The organism is Rufibacter aurantiacus, from assembly GCF_017916345.1.
GTDB lineage: Bacteria > Bacteroidota > Bacteroidia > Cytophagales > Hymenobacteraceae > Nibribacter > Nibribacter roseolus.
The window spans coordinates 149898-167705 of the sequence record NZ_JAFMSV010000002.1 but is presented as its reverse complement, the minus strand read 5'-3'; the positions used below and the strand labels follow the sequence as shown (position 1 = coordinate 167705).

Below are 17808 nucleotides of genomic sequence, written 5' to 3'. Positions count from 1 at the left end.
CTGGTAAAGGGATAGATTCTAAATTCTTTTCCTGGCGAGTAATTCAACGCAAGTGAGCAACATAGGCAGCCTTGCTGGTTTCGGCCTTGCCATTCAAAAGCGGGGCAGGTTCATTTCCGTTGTTTGATAGGAGTTAACTAGAAATGTTTTGCACAACAAAAGGGTACCTGGCTTGTTAAACCTTTCCAATCTTCTGTTATGCTGCCGTCCGTCCAACAGAATGCCCCCATGAGGTACTTCACCTTCTTCTACCTGTACTTCATGCAGGGGGTGCCCTCGGGCTTTGCCCTGACGGCGCTTGCTAATTTTCTGACCGGGCAGCATGTTCCGCCAGCGGCAATAGGGGCGTTCGCCAGTGCCGTGGGGCTTCCGTGGGTGATTCAATTGGCTTGGGGACCTTTAATTGACCGGTTCAGTTCCTCCGCCTCGGGGCCATACAAACGTTGGGTGGTACTCACGCAACTGCTGGCCTTTGGTGCCTCTTTGCTGTTGCTTACCATCCGGGATCCCGCCCACCAGACAGGCTTGCTGGCGGCCATCTTCTTTACCCATAGCCTGTTTGCCTCCGTGCAGGACGCCAGCGTGGATGCCCTGGCAATTTCCCTCGTGGCCGACCATGAGAAGGGAAGGGTGAACGGCTTCATGCGGGGCGGATTGCTGCTGGGGATTAGTTTTGGGGCAGCAGTGCTTTCTCACTTGTTGCACGCCTACGGGTTTGCGGTAGCTACCGGCGCCATGTCAGCGGTGCTGCTGCTGTTCACGCTCGTTTTTATAGCTACTCCTTTGTACGGCAAGGAAAACCCTGGTTCTTTCATAGAGAGCCAGGTAGCCTCCGGTTCTGCGTTCAGGCAGGTGTTTACCCGGCTCATTCAAAACCTGCTGAGCAGGGAATCGCTATCGGTGTTTGGTTTGGTGTTTTTCTCTTATCTCTGCTTCAGCCTGTTTGCCCGGTCTCTATCTTTTCACCTGATCCAGTTTCTGGGCTGGAGCGACAAGCAACTCTCGGTTTTCCAGGGAAGCTGGGGAGCCGCAATCACCCTTGCCGTGGTGCTGGGGGGCGGCTACCTGGCAGATAGGGTGCACCTGAGGAAAATGTACTACTGCACCATTACGGGTCTGGCGCTTTTCCTGGTGCTGTTCAATGGTTATCTCATTGGGCATAGCAGCGAGGGCTGGGTTAAGTCTGGGCTGGTGTTCTGGGGGCTTGCAGACCCACTCTTCAGTGTCTGCAGTTTCCCGCTATTGATGGCGATCTGTGACCGGAGGATTGCGGGTTCTCAATTTACCGCCTACATGGCATTGATCAACCTTTCTGATGTGGTGGGCTCGTTTCTCTGCGGATGGCTTCTGCAGGTAGTCTTTCCGCCTTTAATAGGCCTTGCTGCGGGTTTCTTGTTGCTGGCAGCCATCTCCAGGCAGCTTCTGGCGCGGGCGGGAAATTTTGCCGGATTGTAGAAACATGGGTAATTAGGGAGACGTCTTTTCTGGGCTGCTCAACTGTAACTCAGTGTTGGGTGAAGGTTTGGCAATGCACCAGAGGTGTAAAAGAAAAAAGCCGCTGCCTTCTTTTCGGCAACGGCTTTTCTTTCATTAGAAAGCGTTTAAGGGCTTATTTTCCATTTTCATGGCTAAATCATAAGATCTCTGCGGTTTCTAGATTTGCTCCCGCCTTATTCAATAGTAGGAAAGCATAAACTATAAAATGAACCCTGGAAAGAAGGTAATCAGAATCTGTCTGAAGTATTGGCTTTCCCTACTGGTTCAAAGTGCGTCGCCTGTTTGATGGTTTTGCCTTTTCCTTCCGCGTCTTCATAAGAGCGTTCCTCCACTTCCACCGAAAGGGTTTTGCCCTTCAGTTCCTTGCTGTCTACCTCGGTTTTATCTATCCCCAAGGCCTTCAGGAAAGAGGCCAGGATGGGTTGCCCCGGTTCGCTCAAGTAAAAGCGTTGGTTCACGAAACCGTCTTCGTTCTCCAGGCGGCAGTTGATAAAAGGAATTTCCTTGTTCTCGCTCTTGCCTTCTTCAACTTCCGTGACGGTTACGGTGTGCCGGCCTTCCGACAAAAATGGCTTTTCTTCTATCTTCAGTTTCATAAGCTATTCTTTGTTTTGCTAATTATTTACGCATAATATGCTTGTGGGTTTTAAAAACTTACGAATTAAAGCTGTTTTTGCTAATTTAATTAGTTTTCAATACATATATAAAGTAAGAGTAGTCCTTGCCCCGATAAACATTGAGCTTGCCTCTTATTTAACCCACTTAAATATTCTGTGTCTACCGCGGGGAAGAGAGACAACCATGAGGGCTTAACCTGAAGGAATGGCAAAAGCTATCTTGTATGATGGAAGAGACCTGGAAATGATCTGATCAAAAAACGGGATAGAAAAGCGAGTTGCAGACAATGCCGGACAGGGAGCTTTACCGGGCAGGAGACCAGGAGTTGGTGTACATGCGTAAGAAGGCCAGGCAACTTCTCGTTAGGTACAATCCCATAATGGGAGCTTCCCTGGGAGAAAGGAACCTGGTACTTCATGATTTGCTGGGCAGATGGACTCTTGGTGTACAATAACAAAAATTGTCCTGCGGGTGAGTCTTAACCTGGCTGACTGTTGCCGAAAAGGATGGTAAAGGTAGTGCCCACGTTCACCTCGCTGGCCACCGAGATAACGCCACCCATGGCTTTCAGCTGTTCCTGCACCATAAAGAGTCCGATGCCTTTGTTACCGGCTTTGGCCTGAAAACGCTGATACTGGAAGATCTTGCTTCCGTACCGGCCCAGGTCTATCCCCATACCGTTGTCAGTGAAGTTGAGCTTGAGCCTGCTGCCCTGGGTTTCGGTGCGAAGTTTGATCACCAGTGGCCTTTCGGGGGAGCGGAACTTCACTGCGTTGGTGAGCAGGTTCAGGAGGATGTTGCGCAGGTATTCCCGGGAAAAGAAAAGGCTGTCGCCCCGGGAGAAATCAGTCTCAATGGTGGCATTGACTTGGGTGAGTTGATCTCCCGCGGCCTTTACGGCCTCGCCCAGGGTTTCCTGCAGGCTTAGGTTTTCGGCACCGGCGGGGCTGTTGCTTTTCACCACCAGAATATCAGAAAGATCTTCCACAATGTTATTCAACTGGTGAGCCGATTCCTTTATTTTCCCGAGGATATAATTGGTTTTGGTATCCTGGGTGGATTCAGGGCTCAGGAGGTCCGTAAGCCCGACCAAATTGGAAACTGGTGCCCGCAGGTTATGGGAGGTAATGAAGGAGAACTGCTCCAGTTCATTGTTGCGTTGGGTGAGATGGGAGATCAGCAACTCCCGCTCGGCCTCATGTTCCCGGCGCCTGGTCTGGTCCTGCATGGCGCCCACCAGCCGGATGGCTTTGCCATTGTTGTCCCGGATGGCGAAGGCACGGTCGGTTACGTAGGCGAAAGTGCCATCTGCCCGGCAGAACCGGTAATCGCATTCCCATTGCTCCTGCCCAGGGTCTTCCAGGAAAGAAGTCAATGATTCGTTTACAGCCGCACTGTCTTCCGGGTGCAGGTGGCGCTTCCAAAAGCTGATCCCGGTTCCTGGCTCAGCGGTGCCGTACCCGAACAGTTTCTCTAACCCCTCACCCCAATGGATATCACCGGTAATAATATTCCAGTCGTAGATGGCGTCACGGGTGGCCTTGGTGGCATATACAAAGCGCTCATTGCTGACTTCCAGGTCTTTTTCAGCGGCCCTTATTTCGGTGATATCGGTAACGGTACCCAACAGGTTAGTGCAGGTGTGTTGCTCATTGTAGAGCGGCGTAATGGTTACCAGGCCGGTTTTTACGCCAGTGGGGTAGGGGGTCACTTCTTCCCATTTTACCGTGTGGCCGGTCTCTATGGCCTGGGCGTATTTTGACCGAACCAACGTGAGCGAAGGTTCTGGGATGACTTCTTCCACGTACCGGCCCACCACCTGGTCTTTCCTGAGGCCTGTCACGTTCAGGAACGCCTGATTAACCGACTCAAAACGGAAAGTATCATTGTTCTTGACCTCGTACATGTAGATCACCTCCCCAAGGTTGTCATAGATCTGGAGCAGTTTCCGAAGGTTGGCCTTATCCTGTAACCCGAAGGTGAGTTTTGAGCTGCCCAAAGAAGGAGAACCATTACTGCCCTTGCTCGTTTCTGCGGCGTTGGTAAGGGTGGGCGCTGGTATCTGCGAACCATTTTTATCAGTTGAGATGGTGCAGAGAAAGGCCTTTCTACTGCCCTCGTTTACCGGCATTATTGAAAATCTGCACGGGAAACGCCCGCCATCCTTCCTTATTCCGGTCAGTTCCAGAGTGGTGGTATCCTCGCCAGAAGACTGAAGCAGGAAAGACCCAAGCCTGGAATCAGAAGTGTCTACGAGCGAGAGCCAATCTTTTCCAACCATTTCTGAGTCTGAAAAACCAAAAGCAAACTGGGCTGCCCGGTTCATCTCCATAACAAGGCGGTCGGCGCCAATCAGTAAACCTGGTTCAGGGGAGTTTTCGAAAAAACCTTTGTAAAACGCAATGGAGTCACTGGCATTCATTATGTTGACAGGGGGGCTTTTCTATTAAGTCAGTGGTGTAGTCATAGAGGATTGTCTATGGTGCACTAAAAAGCAGGGGACTGCCCAGCTAATTTAAGGTGAATTTTGAATTATTTAAACTCTAATTATGAGTTTTTCAGACCCTGCGCAGTAATGTGGCCGGTGAAGGTTTAGGAGGGCCAGAATCTTGGGCCAGGCCAAAGACAGACTTTTTGCTTCAGCCAGTAGTGTGGGCACCTGAACCTTTTCTTTGGGGAGAAACAAAAAATAAGCTCCTAACCTGGCACCGGGGGACGGGGGTTAGGAGCAATAGGGATTTGTACAGAGAAGGGTAATGGTTGCAGATTGGTGAATTAATTTGGTAGCGACAGCAGGCTTTTCGCCGGGTTATTGGTCCAGAAGCCAGCGCATGCCCTCAGGCCTGGTGGCAAAGTCACGGAAAAAGGGTCTGGCTATGGTTTGGGGCTGGGTGGATTCCTGCAGACCCAGGGCATCTGCGGTTCCTATACGCGCCACTTTCCGGACGCAGGTGCTGCCCAGTTCTTCGGTGAACCGGCGGGCCAGGTCTCCGTTGGCTCCGTCGCCCGCCCCTTCAGGTGACTGGCTGGCGTCCAGCAACAGGCCTCCTACATGAAAGCCCCTAATACTGTCCAGGATGACATCGAGGCAAAAACCTACCTCAGGCGGCGCCAGGTGGGTGACATCCGGCATTTCCGTGACCAGGATTTCAGTGTCTGGATCGAAATCCAGGGTGACAATTCCGCTGTGTATGATCATAGGTTGATATGGGAAAAAAGGTTGAAGATGTTTCTGATCTGATGCCCGGCCCGGAGGCTTCTTTCCACCCGTGGGAGCGGGCAGAACCTGGCCGATTCCTGGAAAATGAGCCTAAAACAGGAGTTGCATGTTTAGCCTTTTCAATTTTCCCTTTGGAGTTGCGGTATCAGCCGGTTGGCTGGTTGCGTGCAGAAACCAACTTCCTGGTACGGCGCCAGTTCGCTGATCAAACTCTGTTTTCCTGTGGCACAGATGAAAGCACAATGATGCGCAATGGAAGTGGGTAAGAGTGCGGAGTTATAATCAAGTAACAACCTGTAAGTTATTTTGTTATGAGGTTTTCTCCATGGGTCTGGGGCAAAGGTAGCCAGGTTCGGGAATCAGGTTTACTCTATCTCCCGCTCAAGGTAGTAGGAGATGATTGCGAAGGCGTACTCATTCCGGTCGCCCACAAAATTAGTGTCGTTGAACTCTACCAGCCCTTCTTCGTTCAGGTAGGTTCGTACATTGAAGCGCTCCAGCAAGTAATGCAGCTCCACCATCTCCACAATTTTCGTAAACTGGAGGTCATCTGGGTTGAATTCCCATAGTTCATCCATGAGCCAGATAGTTTAGTTTGTTACAAATTATATAAGTTAAAAGCCGATATAGGTTTTGGCTATAAATACTGAATTTGCGGTGTAAGTTCTTGTAATCCAATTGAATAAGTACGATATGCCAAAAAAGAATAGCCCTTCCCAGGTGGTTAGGCGCTTTTTCTGGGCTATCTGACCTGGAGTCTAGAAGTAAGGCTAGCAGTTACCACCTTCCTTGCGTTTGGAGACCGTTTTCCCCGAAACAAGCCTTAAACATACTTTCACTATCAAAAAGTGAGGAACCCATTCATTTTGGGAAAGACCAAATCCTGGTAAAAGAAAAACCGATCCTCTTGGTTTCCACAGGGAAAGACCAGGAGGATCGGTTTGAAAAGGGAGGTTTTATGCTCCTCTAGAACTTATAGGCAAGGGTAGTCACAAACTGGCGCGGCGGGATAGGGTTCACGCTGTAGTTTTCGTGTACCAGGTAATTCAGCTCGTTGGTGATGTTGGAGAGCTTGCCCAGGATAGAGAATTGCTTGATAGCGTAACCCAAAGACACATCAAAGGTGGTGTAGCCGGTAACCGGAATGAGGCGGTTGAATTTCTGGGCCTGACCCACCTGGTTGTTCCAGCCCGCGTTCCGCTCCCCGGTGTAGAACCCTGAGGCACCTATTTTCAAGCCTTTGAGGGCAGTGGTTTTCAAGGTGTAAAACACCGTGGCATTGGCGGTATGGGCCGGGTTACTTACCAAACGCTCTCCTTCAATATAGCTGCCGGTTGTGCCGGGGGTATCTGTGTAGCGCATGTAGTTGTAGCTATAGCCCGCCAGGAAGGTTAAGCCCGGCACAATAGAACCGTTCAGGTCCACTTCCACGCCGTCGCTGGTGGTCTGGCCGGTGAATTCTTTGATGGTGGCGTCTGTGTTGAGCGTCACGCCATCGGCGAGGTACTGCGCCTGCAGGGCCAGGTCATTGTTCACAATGCGGTACACCGTCACATTCACTGATAACCTGTCTTTTACCAGGTCGTTTTTCACGCCAACCTCAAATTGGTCAATGAGAGACGGTTTCAGGTTCTGCTGGTATACGTCACGGCCGGTATTGGGCGTAAAGTTGTTGGAGTAGCTGGCAAAGAACGAGGTGGTGGCGGTAGGCTGGTACACCAAGCCTACCCGTGGAGAGAAGGCCCGGTCATACTTGGTGGTGGCGGTGATGCTGTTCTTCACCTCGCCGGTTTCAAGGTTGTACTGTTTAGCCACGGCAACTTTCTGGTAAGACCAGCGCAAGCCTGCCAGCACCTTGAATTTTTCAGAGACGTTGATCAAATCCTGCACATAGGTCCCGAAACGGTACGTAGGAGTCTCGGTGCGCATGGTGGCTGTAGCAAGGGGCTCATCGGTACGGGGCGTGAATTTGGCGGGGTTCAGGATATTGATGGAGTCATAGACGTTTCCTTTGCCCAGGGAGGAGATCCTGAAAGCGTGGGTAGTGTTCAGGTATCTTTCCGCGTCTGCGCCCACCAAAATGGTGTGCCCCAGCCCGAAGGTTTTGAACTCGCCGTTCAGGTTAACCTGGCCGGTGTGGTAGTTTTCTGAGATATCGGAACGGGTGAGGAGCCGGCCCCAGTCTCCGTCAGCATCGGCCTGGATACGCTCGGTGGAGAAGTAGTCGCGGTCAAACGTCTGCTGAGAGCCAATGAAATTCAGCTTCCAGGTATCGTTCAGTTGGTGATCAACCGTGGCGGAGGTGGTTCTCTGTTTCACCTTGTTGTAAGCCCAGGGCGCATTAAAGAAAGCAGAGCGGTCAATGGTGGTGGGGATTTGACCAGCCAAAGTCCCGATCCCGAAATCTGGGGTGAACTCATTGTTAAGGTAATCTCCCTGTACCAGGATGTTGGTTCTGCTGCCCAGTTTGTACAGCAAAGAAGGGTTCACATAGAAGCGTTTAGACTCTACGCTGTTGCGGTAGCTATCAGCAGTCTCATAGGTACCAATCAGGCGGAAAGCCAGGTTCTGGGAAACCGGTCCGTAGACATCGGCGATGGGTTTGAAGAGGTTGTAGCTGCCTGCACGCAAAGACACCTCGCCCCCGTACTCAAACCTTGGTTGCTTGGTGACCATGTTAATGATGGCGCCACCGGATACGTTGCCATATAATAAAGCCGCGCTTCCTTTAAGTACTTCCACCCGCTCCAGGGTGCTGGCCTCGGGGATCACGGCTGAGTTGGAGCGGGCACCGTTCTTGAAGATGTTGTTGGCACCCAGGTTATATCCGCGGGCGAAGAAGGTTTCTGCGGTGCTGCCACGGGTAGTACCAAGCGCAACGCCGTTCACGTTTTTGATCACATCGCTCAACTTGGAGGCCTGTTGGTCTGCAATGACTTCGCTGTTGATGATGGACATGCTCTGTGGCATATCCAGCGGCGAGATGGCTATTTTGCCAATAGTCAGCGGCTTCTTGTTCTGGGTTTTTCCGGCGGTTACCACTACCTCTGAGATCTGGGCCGCGTTTTCGGCTAGTTCAAAGTCTACGTCCGTGGTTTTACCGGCTGTAACGGTTACCTGGCTCTCCTGGGGCTGGAGACCCACAAAGGAGCACATCACTGTGTAAGTGCCTGGGGTCACACCCTGAATGGTATAGAAGCCGTCTTCTCCGGTTACTGTGCCTTTGGTAGTACCGGCCAAGCCTACGTTCACATAAGGAGCACCTTTGCCATCGCTGGACTTAATTCTGCCACTTACCCGGCCGGTAGACTGAGCAAGGGAAACGTGGTTAATGGAGCATATAAGGAGACAAAAAAGGAAAAGGGGGTAGATCTGTCGCATGTTTATCTTTATTTAGATTCATTCTAATCTGCTGCAAAGATAGAAGCGACTTCTTTTGAGGCAAACTTTATTTAGAATTATTCTCAATAATAATCTAGGGAACTTTTCTACAGGGTTTCAAATCACATGACCTTTTTTTGGTATTTTATTTGGCCTTCTGTGACTTAGGTAAAAATTTGGTTTGCAGAATCACAGGCATTTATCTGGGAATGTGTTTATAAGATAAGTTTCCTTTTGTGGGCGCCACACCTTAGTTTTGCCAACTGCCGGGGCTAATGTTATAGATACAGAAGTCCGGCAAGTTTAGGGTGGTGATAGTAATCCCCAACTTTCACCCGGCAAGGACACGGGTTTGGTTGATATTGGTTTTAAATGACCGTTCGCCTGGCAGACCTGTAAGCCATTCATCCGTAACAGGGGAAGTAAAACGTTCAGCTAACATGAATGCAGAAATGAAGTATTCCCTAAACCTGGAGGATCAATAATGGCATCAGGTCTTCTTGCTCTTTTAGATGATGTGGCGGCCCTGGTGAAAGTCAGCGCGGCCAGCCTGGATGATGTTCCCACGCAGGTAGCCAAAACCACGGGTAAGGTTTCAGGTATTGTCATTGATGACACTGCCGTGACGCCCAAGTACGTGGTAGGGCTGGACCCCTCGCGGGAGCTTTCCATCATCTACCAGATCGCTAAAAAATCACTCATCAATAAAATCGTTTTCCTGGCGCCGGCGGCCCTGCTGCTGGGCTTCTTTGCGCCTTGGGCTATTACCCCCATTCTAATGCTGGGCGGGGCCTTTCTTTGCTTTGAAGGCTATGAGAAAGTGCACTCCATGTTCAGCAAGCATCACGAAGACGGGCACGAGGCGAAGGAAGTGAAAGTGACCACTCCGGAGGAATTGGAAAAGGAGCGGGTCACCAGTGCGGTGCGCACAGATCTTATCCTTTCCTCGGAAATCATCGCCATCACCTATTCTACCGTGGCAGACAAACCGCTGGTAACCCAGATTGCAGTGCTGTTTTCGGTGGCAGTATTTATCACGGCCGCCGTTTATGGGTTTGTGGGTTTAGTGGTGAAAGCTGATGACATAGGACTGCACATGGCTCAGGAGAAGTTCCACCCGCAGACAAGAAGAATAGGCCGCGGTATTGTGAAATTTATGCCGCATTTCCTGTCTATTCTGGGCTACGTGGGTACAGCCGCCATGCTGTGGGTAGGTGCTGAGATCATTGCGCACGGCATTCCGGTGCTGGGCCATTCTCTGGAAGCAATGGAACATTCCCTGGCCAGTATCCCAGCTCTCGCCTGGCTGGCAAAAGCAGTGGTTTGTGCCATTGGAGGTCTCATCCTGGGTTTCGTGATTGAGAAAATAGTGACGTTTACCCGCCGTTTTTTCAAATCTACAGGCAAAAGCGCGAAAGCCTAATATGACCCAGGGCGTAATATAAAAATGAATACAGCCCTTATGGGTAAGTAAGAACCAGTGGTGCCGGACTAAAGCTTATAGTCCGGTACCACTGGTTTTTCTTTTAGGGACAAGCGCGCGAAGTGCAAGAAGCCAGCCTTCTGAAAGATGGAGTTGGCTTTCCTTTAAGTAGCGGAAAAGAAAGTTAGCGCCAGGTCTGACAATTACCCACGGCAAGTGATGCCCTAAGCTGGTTTATTTAAATCCAAAATATTATATATTTAAAGCAGAATCCTGGTTGACCCGTTATGCCTATATCTGACTTGGAGGCAGGGTAGAGAGAGAGAAAGGTAGTTCGGATTCCCCAGTGATGGCCGCCACCTGACTGAAGTGGAATACAGCGGTTACTTATGGCGCTTCTATGATTTGGTTTGGGCCTGATTTCCAGAAAAGAGGTCTAAAACACTGCCCCAAGATTTACCCAAGGATTAATCTTCTGTTTTATGCCCGTTTTTAAGAAAAGCATTATAATCTGTTTTCTGTTGCTCATGAACCTCTGGGTTCAGGCCCAGGTGATGCCCGGCAATGGAAGGCAACGGCTGCTGATGGACTTCGGGTGGCGCTTTGCCTTCGGGCACCCGTCTGATCCTAAGAAAGACTTCAACACTGGCACCGGTTACTTTTCTTATTTGGCCAAAGCCGGCTACGGCGACGGGACCGCCGATCCTAAGTTTGATGACCGGGCCTGGCGCAAACTGGACCTGCCGCATGACTGGGCCGTGGAGCAGGAGTTCAGCAACCAGGCCAGCTACAGCCACGGGTTCAAAGCCATCGGAAGAAACTTCCCCGATAGGAGCGTGGGCTGGTACCGCAAGACCATCGCCATTCCGGAGAGTGACCTGGGCCGCCGCATATCCCTGGAGTTTGACGGGGCTTTCCGCAATTCCATGGTATGGGTGAACGGGCATTTTGTGGGCACCGAGCCCAGCGGCTATAACAGCTTCAGGTTTGACATCACGGAATACCTCAACTACGGCGGCAACAACGTCATTGCTGTGCGGGTAGACGCCACCATGGAAGAGGGCTGGTTCTACGAAGGCGCCGGCATTTACCGGCATGTATGGCTCTCCAAAACGCAGCCTTTGCACGTGGCGGCCAACGGCATTTCTGTTACTTCAGATGTTGCCAACACCTCGGCCATGGTCACCGCCAAAACCACCATCCAAAACGATGACAAAGCCGCCAAAACCTTCTCCATCGTGCAGACCATTCTGGATGCCGAGGGCAAAAAGGTGGCCAGTAATTTCAAAGATAACCTGAGACTGAAGCCGTTCCAGACAGTAGATGTTCCGGTGGAAATTCCGGTGGCCAACGCCAAACTGTGGGACCTGGAATCGCCGTACCTCTACAAACTGGTGACCACCGTCATAGCCGACAGCGTGGAGACCGACCGTTTTGAAACCAACTTCGGGATCAGGACCATCCGTTTTGACGCCAAAGAAGGCTTTTTCCTGAACGGCAAGCACGTGAAACTGAAGGGCACCAATAACCACCAGGACCACGCCGGGGTAGGAGCCGCCATGCCCGATGGGCTGCAATACTGGCGCATCAAAGCTTTGAAAGCGATGGGCTCCAACGCCTACCGCACCTCGCATAATCCGCCTACCCCTGAACTGCTGGACGCCTGCGATAAACTGGGCATGCTGGTCATTGACGAGAACCGCCTCATGGGCACCTCGGAGCAGCGGATGGAAGACCTGAAAAGGATGATTCTGCGGGATCGCAACCACCCCAGCATCATCAGTTGGTCCATCGGCAATGAGGAGTGGGCCATTGAGAACAGCGCAACCGGGGCCCGCATTGCCTCTACCATGCAGGCCTACGCCCAAAGCCTGGACTCCACGCGGGCCGTCTCGGCGGGCATCAGCGGCGGGTTCCAGAGCGGCATCTCAGATGTGCTGGAGGTGATGGGCTTCAATTACATGGGCAACGGCAACATTGAACTGCACCACAGCCGCTTCCCCAACCAGCCCAGCATGGGCACCGAGGAGGGCTCCACCCATGCTACCCGCGGCGTGTACTTCACCGATCCCAAACAGCAGCACATTTCCGCCTACGATAAAAAGCCACGGCCTACTTTCTACTCCATTGAAGAAGGCTGGACCTTTTACGCCAACCGTCCGTGGCTCGCGGGCATGTTCATCTGGACGGGCTTTGATTACCGCGGTGAGCCCACGCCTTACGGCTGGCCCTCGGTGACCTCGTACTTCGGGATGATGGACCTGTGCGGCTTCCCCAAAGACAACGTCTGGTATCTGCGGTCCTGGTGGTCAAACCAACCAACTTTGCACCTGCTGCCGCACTGGAACTGGGCCGGGAAAGAAGGGCAGGAAATAGACGTGTGGGCCTACAGCAACTGCGATGAAGTGGAACTGTTTCTGAACAAAAAGAGCCTGGGCAAGCAGACCATGAAGGTAAACTCGCACCTGGAGTGGAAAGTGAAATACGCCCCCGGTACGCTGGAAGCCATTGGCTACAAGAACGGCAAAAAGGTGCTTGTGGAGACGGTGAAAACCACCGGAGAACCTGCGGCCCTGCAGTTGACGACGCACCAGGTCACCCTGGAGGGCAACGGCGAGGACATCTCGGTGATCACCGTCTCCGTGAATGACAAAAACGGATTGGCCGTACCCACCGCCGATAATGAAGTTACCTTTTCCCTCTCCGGTCCGGGCAAGATCATTGGCATAGGCAACGGAAACCCAACTTCACTGGAAAACGAGCGATTCATTGAGGAAGTCAAAGCTGTCAGCATCACTGGCCTGAAAGAGGAACCTGTGACCAGCCTGGAGGACGCCACCGCGTACGTTTCCAAACCCGAGGATGCCAGCTGGAAAGAGGCCTTCACCACCCGTGACTACAAAAACCTGAGCGCCGCCTACCACCACCGCGGTTCGTTTGAGCTGCCCCAGGATTTTGCCCGATCAGAAATCACCTTCTTTTACAAAAGCATCGGGAAAACGCAGAGCGTGTTTGTGAACGGGAAGGAGATTGCTAAAGAACTGAAAGATACCCCCGAGGGCAACGTCTTCAAGTTGGACCCGGCGCTGCTCAAAGCCGGCAGAAACCAGATTGACATCGTGGCAACACCTATCCCCAAGAAGAACGACTGGGACTACGTAAACACCAACCCGGGCACCATCCAGATCCTGACGCCGGCCGCGCCCTGGAAACGGAAACTCTTCAACGGCTTGGCCCAGATCATCATCCAGTCCACCAAACAGGCGGGAGAAATTACCCTCACCGCCACCGCCAACGGCCTGAAACCCGCTGTTCTTAAAGTGAAAACCACCGAGACCACGGCCCGACCCTCCGTAGATTAATCAATTTACCCATGTATATTCCAAAGATCCTCCGCTTACTTTTTTTGATTGCCTTTCTTGCGGGCAGTGGCTTGCATGCTTACGGCCAGAAAAAGGACTTCATTACCAATCCTATTCTGCCGGGCTATTTCGCAGACCCGGCCATTATCAAGGAAAAAGATACCTATTACATCTACGCCACCATTGATCCCTGGGGCGGGGAAGAGCTGGCGGTGTTTGAGACCAAGGATTTCAAGAATTTCACCCGCCGGCATTTGAACTGGCCTACCAAAAAAGCGTGTACCAGCCCCACCTCGGCAGGCGCCATGGTGTGGGCTCCCTCGGTGAAGAAGGCCCCGGACGGGAAGTTCTACATGTATGTTTCCGTGGGGAGCGAGATATGGGCCGGGGTGAGTAAATCGCCTTTGGGGCCCTGGAAGAACGCCAAACCAGACAATACCCCTTTGGTGGCGCAGAACCAGTTCCCTGTGGTCCATAACATAGACGCCGACCTTTTTATTGACGATGACGGACAGGCTTACCTGTACTGGGGCTCGGGGTTCAACTGGGTCAACGGGCACTGCATGGCCGTGAAGCTCAAGAAGGACATGATCTCCTTTGACGGTCTGCCGCAGGAAGTAACGCCTCCCCAGTATTTTGAGGGGCCGCACATGATCAAACGCAACGGCAAATACTACCTCATGTTCTCTGAGGGCAAAGCCATCGATGCAACCTACCGCGTGGGCTACGCCGTGGGCCATACCCCCTTCGGGCCGTTCAAATACGGAGAGAACAGCCCTATTCTCTCTACCTCAGCCGACAGCACCACCTATGGGCCGGGGCACCATACTGTCTTCCAGGAGAAAGGCCAGGACTACATCCTCTACCACCGCATTTTCCCGCAAAAAGAGGAATACGTGCTGCGGCAACTCTGCCTGGACAGCCTCAAGTATGATGCAAAAGGAAATTTTCTGAAAGTAATACCACAAGGCGTGCAGCCTTGGATTCAGAGCAAAAAGAAAAGCAAGTAAACTTCCTCTACCTGCAAGGCAAAGCCACCGTTTCAGGGTTGTTTTTCGCAAACAGCCTTGAAACGGTGGCTTTGGTTTATTTAATTGTAAGACTATTTCTTAGAAAAGAGGGTAGCGCCCACACTGGCCGTGATCACGCAGGCAATGGAAAGCCACTGCGTCAGGCTAAGGTACTCCTGCAGGAAAAGTAATCCAGACAAAGCCGCAAACGCGGGGTGCAAACTCATAAGAATGCTGAAGTTCTTAGGCGATAGCTGCCGCAAAGCGCCCATGTCTAAAGTAAAGGGTAGGGCACTGGTCAGCAGCGCGACGGCCACCCCGATCAACGCCAGGGGCCAGGTCAAGGCACTCAGACCTCCGCTCCCAATCCCGAAGGGCAGGATCAGCAGCGTCGCGAAGACCATACCTACAGCCACTGCATCGCCGCCTTTCATGAGCTGGGAGACTTTGCCTCCCAGCACAATGTAACCCGCCCACAGCCCTCCAGCCAAAGCCGCACAGAACACGCCAATTAAATCCACGTTATTGTTTTCCCAGGGAGCGATAAGCGCGATACCCAGACAAGCGAGCGCCACCCAGACCAGATCCAGCAGTTTCCTGGAGCCCAGCAAAGCCAGCGCCAGTGGCCCGATGAACTCTATGGTCACGCCCAGACCTAGAGGAATCCGCTTGATGGCCACGTAGAAAATCAGGTTCATGGCACCCAGGCAGGTGCCGTAAGCCAGGCAGAACAGCCATTGTTTTAGGCTCAGATTTTTAAAATCGGTCCGGAACCAGGTCAGCAGAATGATCGCTGAGAACCCGATCCGGAGCGAAGCCGTGCCGCTGGCGCCCAGCACCGGGAACAGGTGTTTGGCAACGGAGGCGCCCACCTGCACGCTCATAATGGAGAGCAGCACCGCTGGTACCGCCGGAAGGGTGAATTTCTTTATTGAAAGCACTATGTATAGCTAAGCTTAACTTCTCTTGATGCATTCCAGACGCAACCTGTTCTTGGGTTGGTTTTGGCGATCTTTACAGAAAGCTCACCTTTTCTAGAATTTTAGCCAAGGTACGGGAATAAAAGGTGGAATTTATTTAAGCCTGGTGCGGCACCCTGAGCACAACAATTTAGAGAATGAGGGAAATAGAGGCAATTGCCTGTGAAATAGAAGAATAATGAGGTTTTTGTAAGGAAAACCAGTTTGCCCAAAGGGTGCGGAGTTAACATTTCAATCACCCACTGGAAACAATTGCACAGAACTGGCCAAGGTCACTTCTTAAGCATTTTTAAAAAAGTGTCCCCTAAACGGTTTTTACTTTAAGAATAAGATTTATTCTTCAGGTATTTTGCTTAAAATTGGTAAAGATTGTGAGGAGTGTCCTGCTCAATATTATAGGTGTGTTCCTATGGGTAAGCGGCTAACGGAGGGGTAGAGGATCAATCATGTTGCAAAACTTACGAATCATAATGCTCAATTCGCGGATTTTACCTCTTAAAAGGGGAGCGCTGGCTTTCGGATTACTGGCCTCTCTGGCCTTTGCCCATCCCGCCCAAAGCCAAAGCAGCCAAATTCCATTGAATGACCTGTCGGCCTTTAAGAACCCCGGGAAAAGCTGGCAGGTGGCTGGCAGCGTCTCCGCCGATCTGCAGGAAGCCAACAAGCTGCTGCCCTCCAATGGCGCGGGAGTTCTGGTGAACTTACCCGGCAAGAAAGTCAAAGGCGAGGACCTGTTCACCAACTTTGAGCACGGCGATATGGACCTGGAGCTGGACTACATGATGGCCAAAGGCTCCAACTCCGGTATTTACCTGCAAGGCCGCTATGAACTGCAGCTATTCGATGGCTGGGGCTTCACCGATGTCTCCTCCAGCGGCAACGGCGCCGTGTATGAGCGCTGGGATGATAGCCGCCCCGAGGGCCAGAAAGGTTATCAGGGGTACGCGCCGCGCCAGAACGCCGGCCGCGCGCCCGGGCTGTGGCAACACCTGAAAATCGCTTTTCAAGCCCCACGCTTTGATGTCAGCGGCAAGAAAACCCAGAATGCCCGCCTCCTGCGGGTGGAACTCAACGGCGTCACCATCCATGAAGACCTGGAGCTGTTCGGGCCCACCCGGGGCGCCATCAGCAACGAAGAAACAGCCATGGGGCCGCTGCGCATCCAGGGAGACCACGGCGCGGTAGCGTTCCGCAACATCAAGGTGAACCATTTCAGCAAACCCCGGCCCGAGCTCAAGAACCTCACCTATAAAATCTACAAAGGCAAATACCAGCAGGAACCCGCCTACGGCAGCTTGCCGCCTGAGGCCGCCGGTCCAAAGAGCCAATCTGCTATCCTTACCTCTAACCTTGGCATCAAAGACAACCAGTTCCTGATGCAGTACACCGGCACCTTCGTAGCGAAGGAACCCGGCGAGTACACCTTCAACCTGAGTACGCCCGCCGGCTATGGCCTGCTGCGGGTAAACAAGCAGGAAGTGGCGCCTATCAAATACTGGAACGGAGGCGGCACCGTGAAACTGCCGGCCGGTGAGTTCCCCTTTGAGCTGGTCTATATTAAGTACAACGACTGGGGACAGCCCGCTTTGGGCCTGCAGGTAGCCGGTCCGGGCGTGCGGGAGTTCCTCATCAGCGAAGTCAACCTCACCGAAGAAGCCGATCCCATCCTGGTGGATGTGAAGGAAAGACCCGTCCTGCGGAGTTTCATGGACCTGCCCGGCAACCACCGCGTCACCCATGGCGTGTCGGTGGGCAGCCCTACCCAGTTGCATTATACTTATGACCTTGACAATGGCTCGCTGGTGCAGCTGTGGCGCGGCGCCTTCCTGGATGCTACGCCCATGTGGCATGAGCGCGGTGATGGTTCTTCCAAAGCCATCGGCTCAGTGCAGTACTTCGGGAAACCAACCACTACCTTGGCCAAACTTTCCTCAGAGCAGGCGGCTTGGGTTACTGATACCACGGGCATTTCCTATAAAGGCAAAGGCTACCGTCTGGACCAGAATTCAGAGCCTACTTTTCAGTACCAGATCTATGGCACTACGGTGCAGGATGCCTTCAAAATCATAGAGAACGGCAAAGGCCTCCGCCGCGAGCTCAGCATCCAAAATCCTACGGGTGGCTTGTATGCCCGCCTGGCAGAAGGTGCCAAAATAGAAGAAGCCGGCAAGGGCATGTACCTGGTAGATGACCGCGCCTATTACGTGCGCCTGGAGGATACCGCCGGGGCCAAACCGGTCATCCGCACCGTGGGCGGGCGCCAGGAGTTGGTGGTTCCGGTGCAGGGCAAGGTGGCGTACTCTATTCTTTTCTGATT

Annotated in this window: 13 protein-coding genes; 7 read left to right on the top strand and 6 right to left on the bottom strand. The window is 52.4% G+C overall.

Annotation, left to right across the window (positions count from 1 at the left end):
• Positions 1-228 precede the first annotated feature (228 nt).
• Complete coding sequence (locus J3P34_RS06160) at positions 229-1455, top strand: MFS transporter (RefSeq protein WP_210487125.1); 1227 nt, start codon at positions 229-231, stop codon at positions 1453-1455.
• A 269-nt stretch (positions 1456-1724) separates the two neighbouring features.
• Here J3P34_RS06160 and J3P34_RS06155 read toward each other — a convergent pair whose 3' ends face one another.
• Positions 1725-2093, bottom strand: a complete 369-nt coding sequence (locus tag J3P34_RS06155) for a hypothetical protein (RefSeq protein ID WP_210487123.1) — start codon at positions 2091-2093, stop codon at positions 1725-1727.
• A 308-nt stretch (positions 2094-2401) separates the two neighbouring features.
• On the opposite strand from J3P34_RS06155, the gene J3P34_RS22420 reads away from it, so the two are divergent.
• Entirely contained in the window at positions 2402-2569 is a 168-nt protein-coding gene (locus J3P34_RS22420) for a maltose acetyltransferase domain-containing protein (RefSeq protein WP_210487121.1), read from the top strand.
• Between the two features lie 24 nt (positions 2570-2593).
• Here the strand turns inward: J3P34_RS22420 and J3P34_RS06145 are convergent, their stop codons facing one another.
• Positions 2594-4537 (bottom strand): PAS domain-containing sensor histidine kinase, encoded by a 1944-nt coding sequence (locus J3P34_RS06145; protein ID WP_210487119.1) that lies wholly within the window; start codon positions 4535-4537, stop codon positions 2594-2596.
• A 387-nt stretch (positions 4538-4924) separates the two neighbouring features.
• Positions 4925-5314 (bottom strand): hypothetical protein, encoded by a 390-nt coding sequence (locus J3P34_RS06140; RefSeq protein WP_210487117.1) that lies wholly within the window; start codon positions 5312-5314, stop codon positions 4925-4927.
• Positions 5315-5322: 8 nt separating this feature from the next.
• Between J3P34_RS06140 and J3P34_RS06135 the strand changes: the two genes are divergently transcribed.
• Positions 5323-5601, top strand: coding sequence for a hypothetical protein (locus tag J3P34_RS06135; protein WP_210487115.1), 279 nt, complete (start codon positions 5323-5325; stop codon positions 5599-5601).
• Positions 5602-5700: 99 nt separating this feature from the next.
• Here J3P34_RS06135 and J3P34_RS06130 read toward each other — a convergent pair whose 3' ends face one another.
• Both J3P34_RS06130 and J3P34_RS06125 read right to left on the bottom strand, forming a co-directional pair.
• The gene (locus tag J3P34_RS06130; RefSeq protein WP_210463894.1) at positions 5701-5913 is read right to left on the bottom strand and encodes a hypothetical protein; all 213 of its coding nucleotides are present in this window, start codon (positions 5911-5913) and stop codon (positions 5701-5703) included.
• Positions 5914-6301: 388 nt separating this feature from the next.
• A complete protein-coding gene (locus tag J3P34_RS06125; protein WP_210487113.1) occupies positions 6302-8716 on the bottom strand; it encodes a TonB-dependent receptor in 2415 nt (804 codons plus the stop codon).
• 484 nt (positions 8717-9200) lie between these two features.
• Between J3P34_RS06125 and J3P34_RS06120 the strand changes: the two genes are divergently transcribed.
• The 3 genes from J3P34_RS06120 to J3P34_RS06110 all read left to right on the top strand — a co-directional run bounded on the left by J3P34_RS06120 (position 9201) and on the right by J3P34_RS06110 (position 14511).
• Complete coding sequence (locus J3P34_RS06120; RefSeq protein WP_210487111.1) at positions 9201-10139, top strand: DUF808 domain-containing protein; 939 nt, start codon at positions 9201-9203, stop codon at positions 10137-10139.
• Positions 10140-10666: 527 nt separating this feature from the next.
• Positions 10667-13501, top strand: coding sequence for a beta-galactosidase GalA (gene galA, locus J3P34_RS06115; RefSeq protein WP_210487109.1), 2835 nt, complete (start codon positions 10667-10669; stop codon positions 13499-13501).
• A gap of 11 nt (positions 13502-13512) precedes the next feature.
• Positions 13513-14511 (top strand): family 43 glycosylhydrolase, encoded by a 999-nt coding sequence (locus J3P34_RS06110; protein WP_210487107.1) that lies wholly within the window; start codon positions 13513-13515, stop codon positions 14509-14511.
• A gap of 92 nt (positions 14512-14603) precedes the next feature.
• Here J3P34_RS06110 and J3P34_RS06105 read toward each other — a convergent pair whose 3' ends face one another.
• Entirely contained in the window at positions 14604-15452 is an 849-nt protein-coding gene (locus J3P34_RS06105; protein WP_210487105.1) for an EamA family transporter, read from the bottom strand.
• Positions 15453-15961: 509 nt separating this feature from the next.
• Here J3P34_RS06105 and J3P34_RS06100 point away from each other — a divergent pair.
• The gene (locus J3P34_RS06100) at positions 15962-17806 is read left to right on the top strand and encodes a 3-keto-alpha-glucoside-1,2-lyase-like domain-containing protein (RefSeq protein WP_210487103.1); all 1845 of its coding nucleotides are present in this window, start codon (positions 15962-15964) and stop codon (positions 17804-17806) included.
• Positions 17807-17808 lie beyond the last annotated feature (2 nt).

Excerpts from the sequence above, each read along its gene's own strand:
- J3P34_RS06160 (WP_210487125.1), top strand. The coding sequence starts at position 229 with ATGAGGTACTTCACCTTCTTCTACCTGTACTTCATGCAGGGGGTGCCC.
- J3P34_RS06155 (WP_210487123.1), bottom strand. The coding sequence starts at position 2,093 with ATGAAACTGAAGATAGAAGAAAAGCCATTTTTGTCGGAAGGCCGGCAC.
- J3P34_RS22420 (WP_210487121.1), top strand. The coding sequence starts at position 2,402 with ATGCCGGACAGGGAGCTTTACCGGGCAGGAGACCAGGAGTTGGTGTAC.
- J3P34_RS06145 (WP_210487119.1), bottom strand. The coding sequence starts at position 4,537 with ATGAATGCCAGTGACTCCATTGCGTTTTACAAAGGTTTTTTCGAAAAC.
- J3P34_RS06140 (WP_210487117.1), bottom strand. The coding sequence starts at position 5,314 with ATGATCATACACAGCGGAATTGTCACCCTGGATTTCGATCCAGACACT.
- J3P34_RS06135 (WP_210487115.1), top strand. The coding sequence starts at position 5,323 with ATGGGAAAAAAGGTTGAAGATGTTTCTGATCTGATGCCCGGCCCGGAG.
- J3P34_RS06130 (WP_210463894.1), bottom strand. The coding sequence starts at position 5,913 with ATGGATGAACTATGGGAATTCAACCCAGATGACCTCCAGTTTACGAAA.
- J3P34_RS06125 (WP_210487113.1), bottom strand. The coding sequence starts at position 8,716 with ATGCGACAGATCTACCCCCTTTTCCTTTTTTGTCTCCTTATATGCTCC.
- J3P34_RS06120 (WP_210487111.1), top strand. The coding sequence starts at position 9,201 with ATGGCATCAGGTCTTCTTGCTCTTTTAGATGATGTGGCGGCCCTGGTG.
- galA (WP_210487109.1), top strand. The coding sequence starts at position 10,667 with ATGAACCTCTGGGTTCAGGCCCAGGTGATGCCCGGCAATGGAAGGCAA.
- J3P34_RS06110 (WP_210487107.1), top strand. The coding sequence starts at position 13,513 with ATGTATATTCCAAAGATCCTCCGCTTACTTTTTTTGATTGCCTTTCTT.
- J3P34_RS06100 (WP_210487103.1), top strand. The coding sequence starts at position 15,962 with ATGCTCAATTCGCGGATTTTACCTCTTAAAAGGGGAGCGCTGGCTTTC.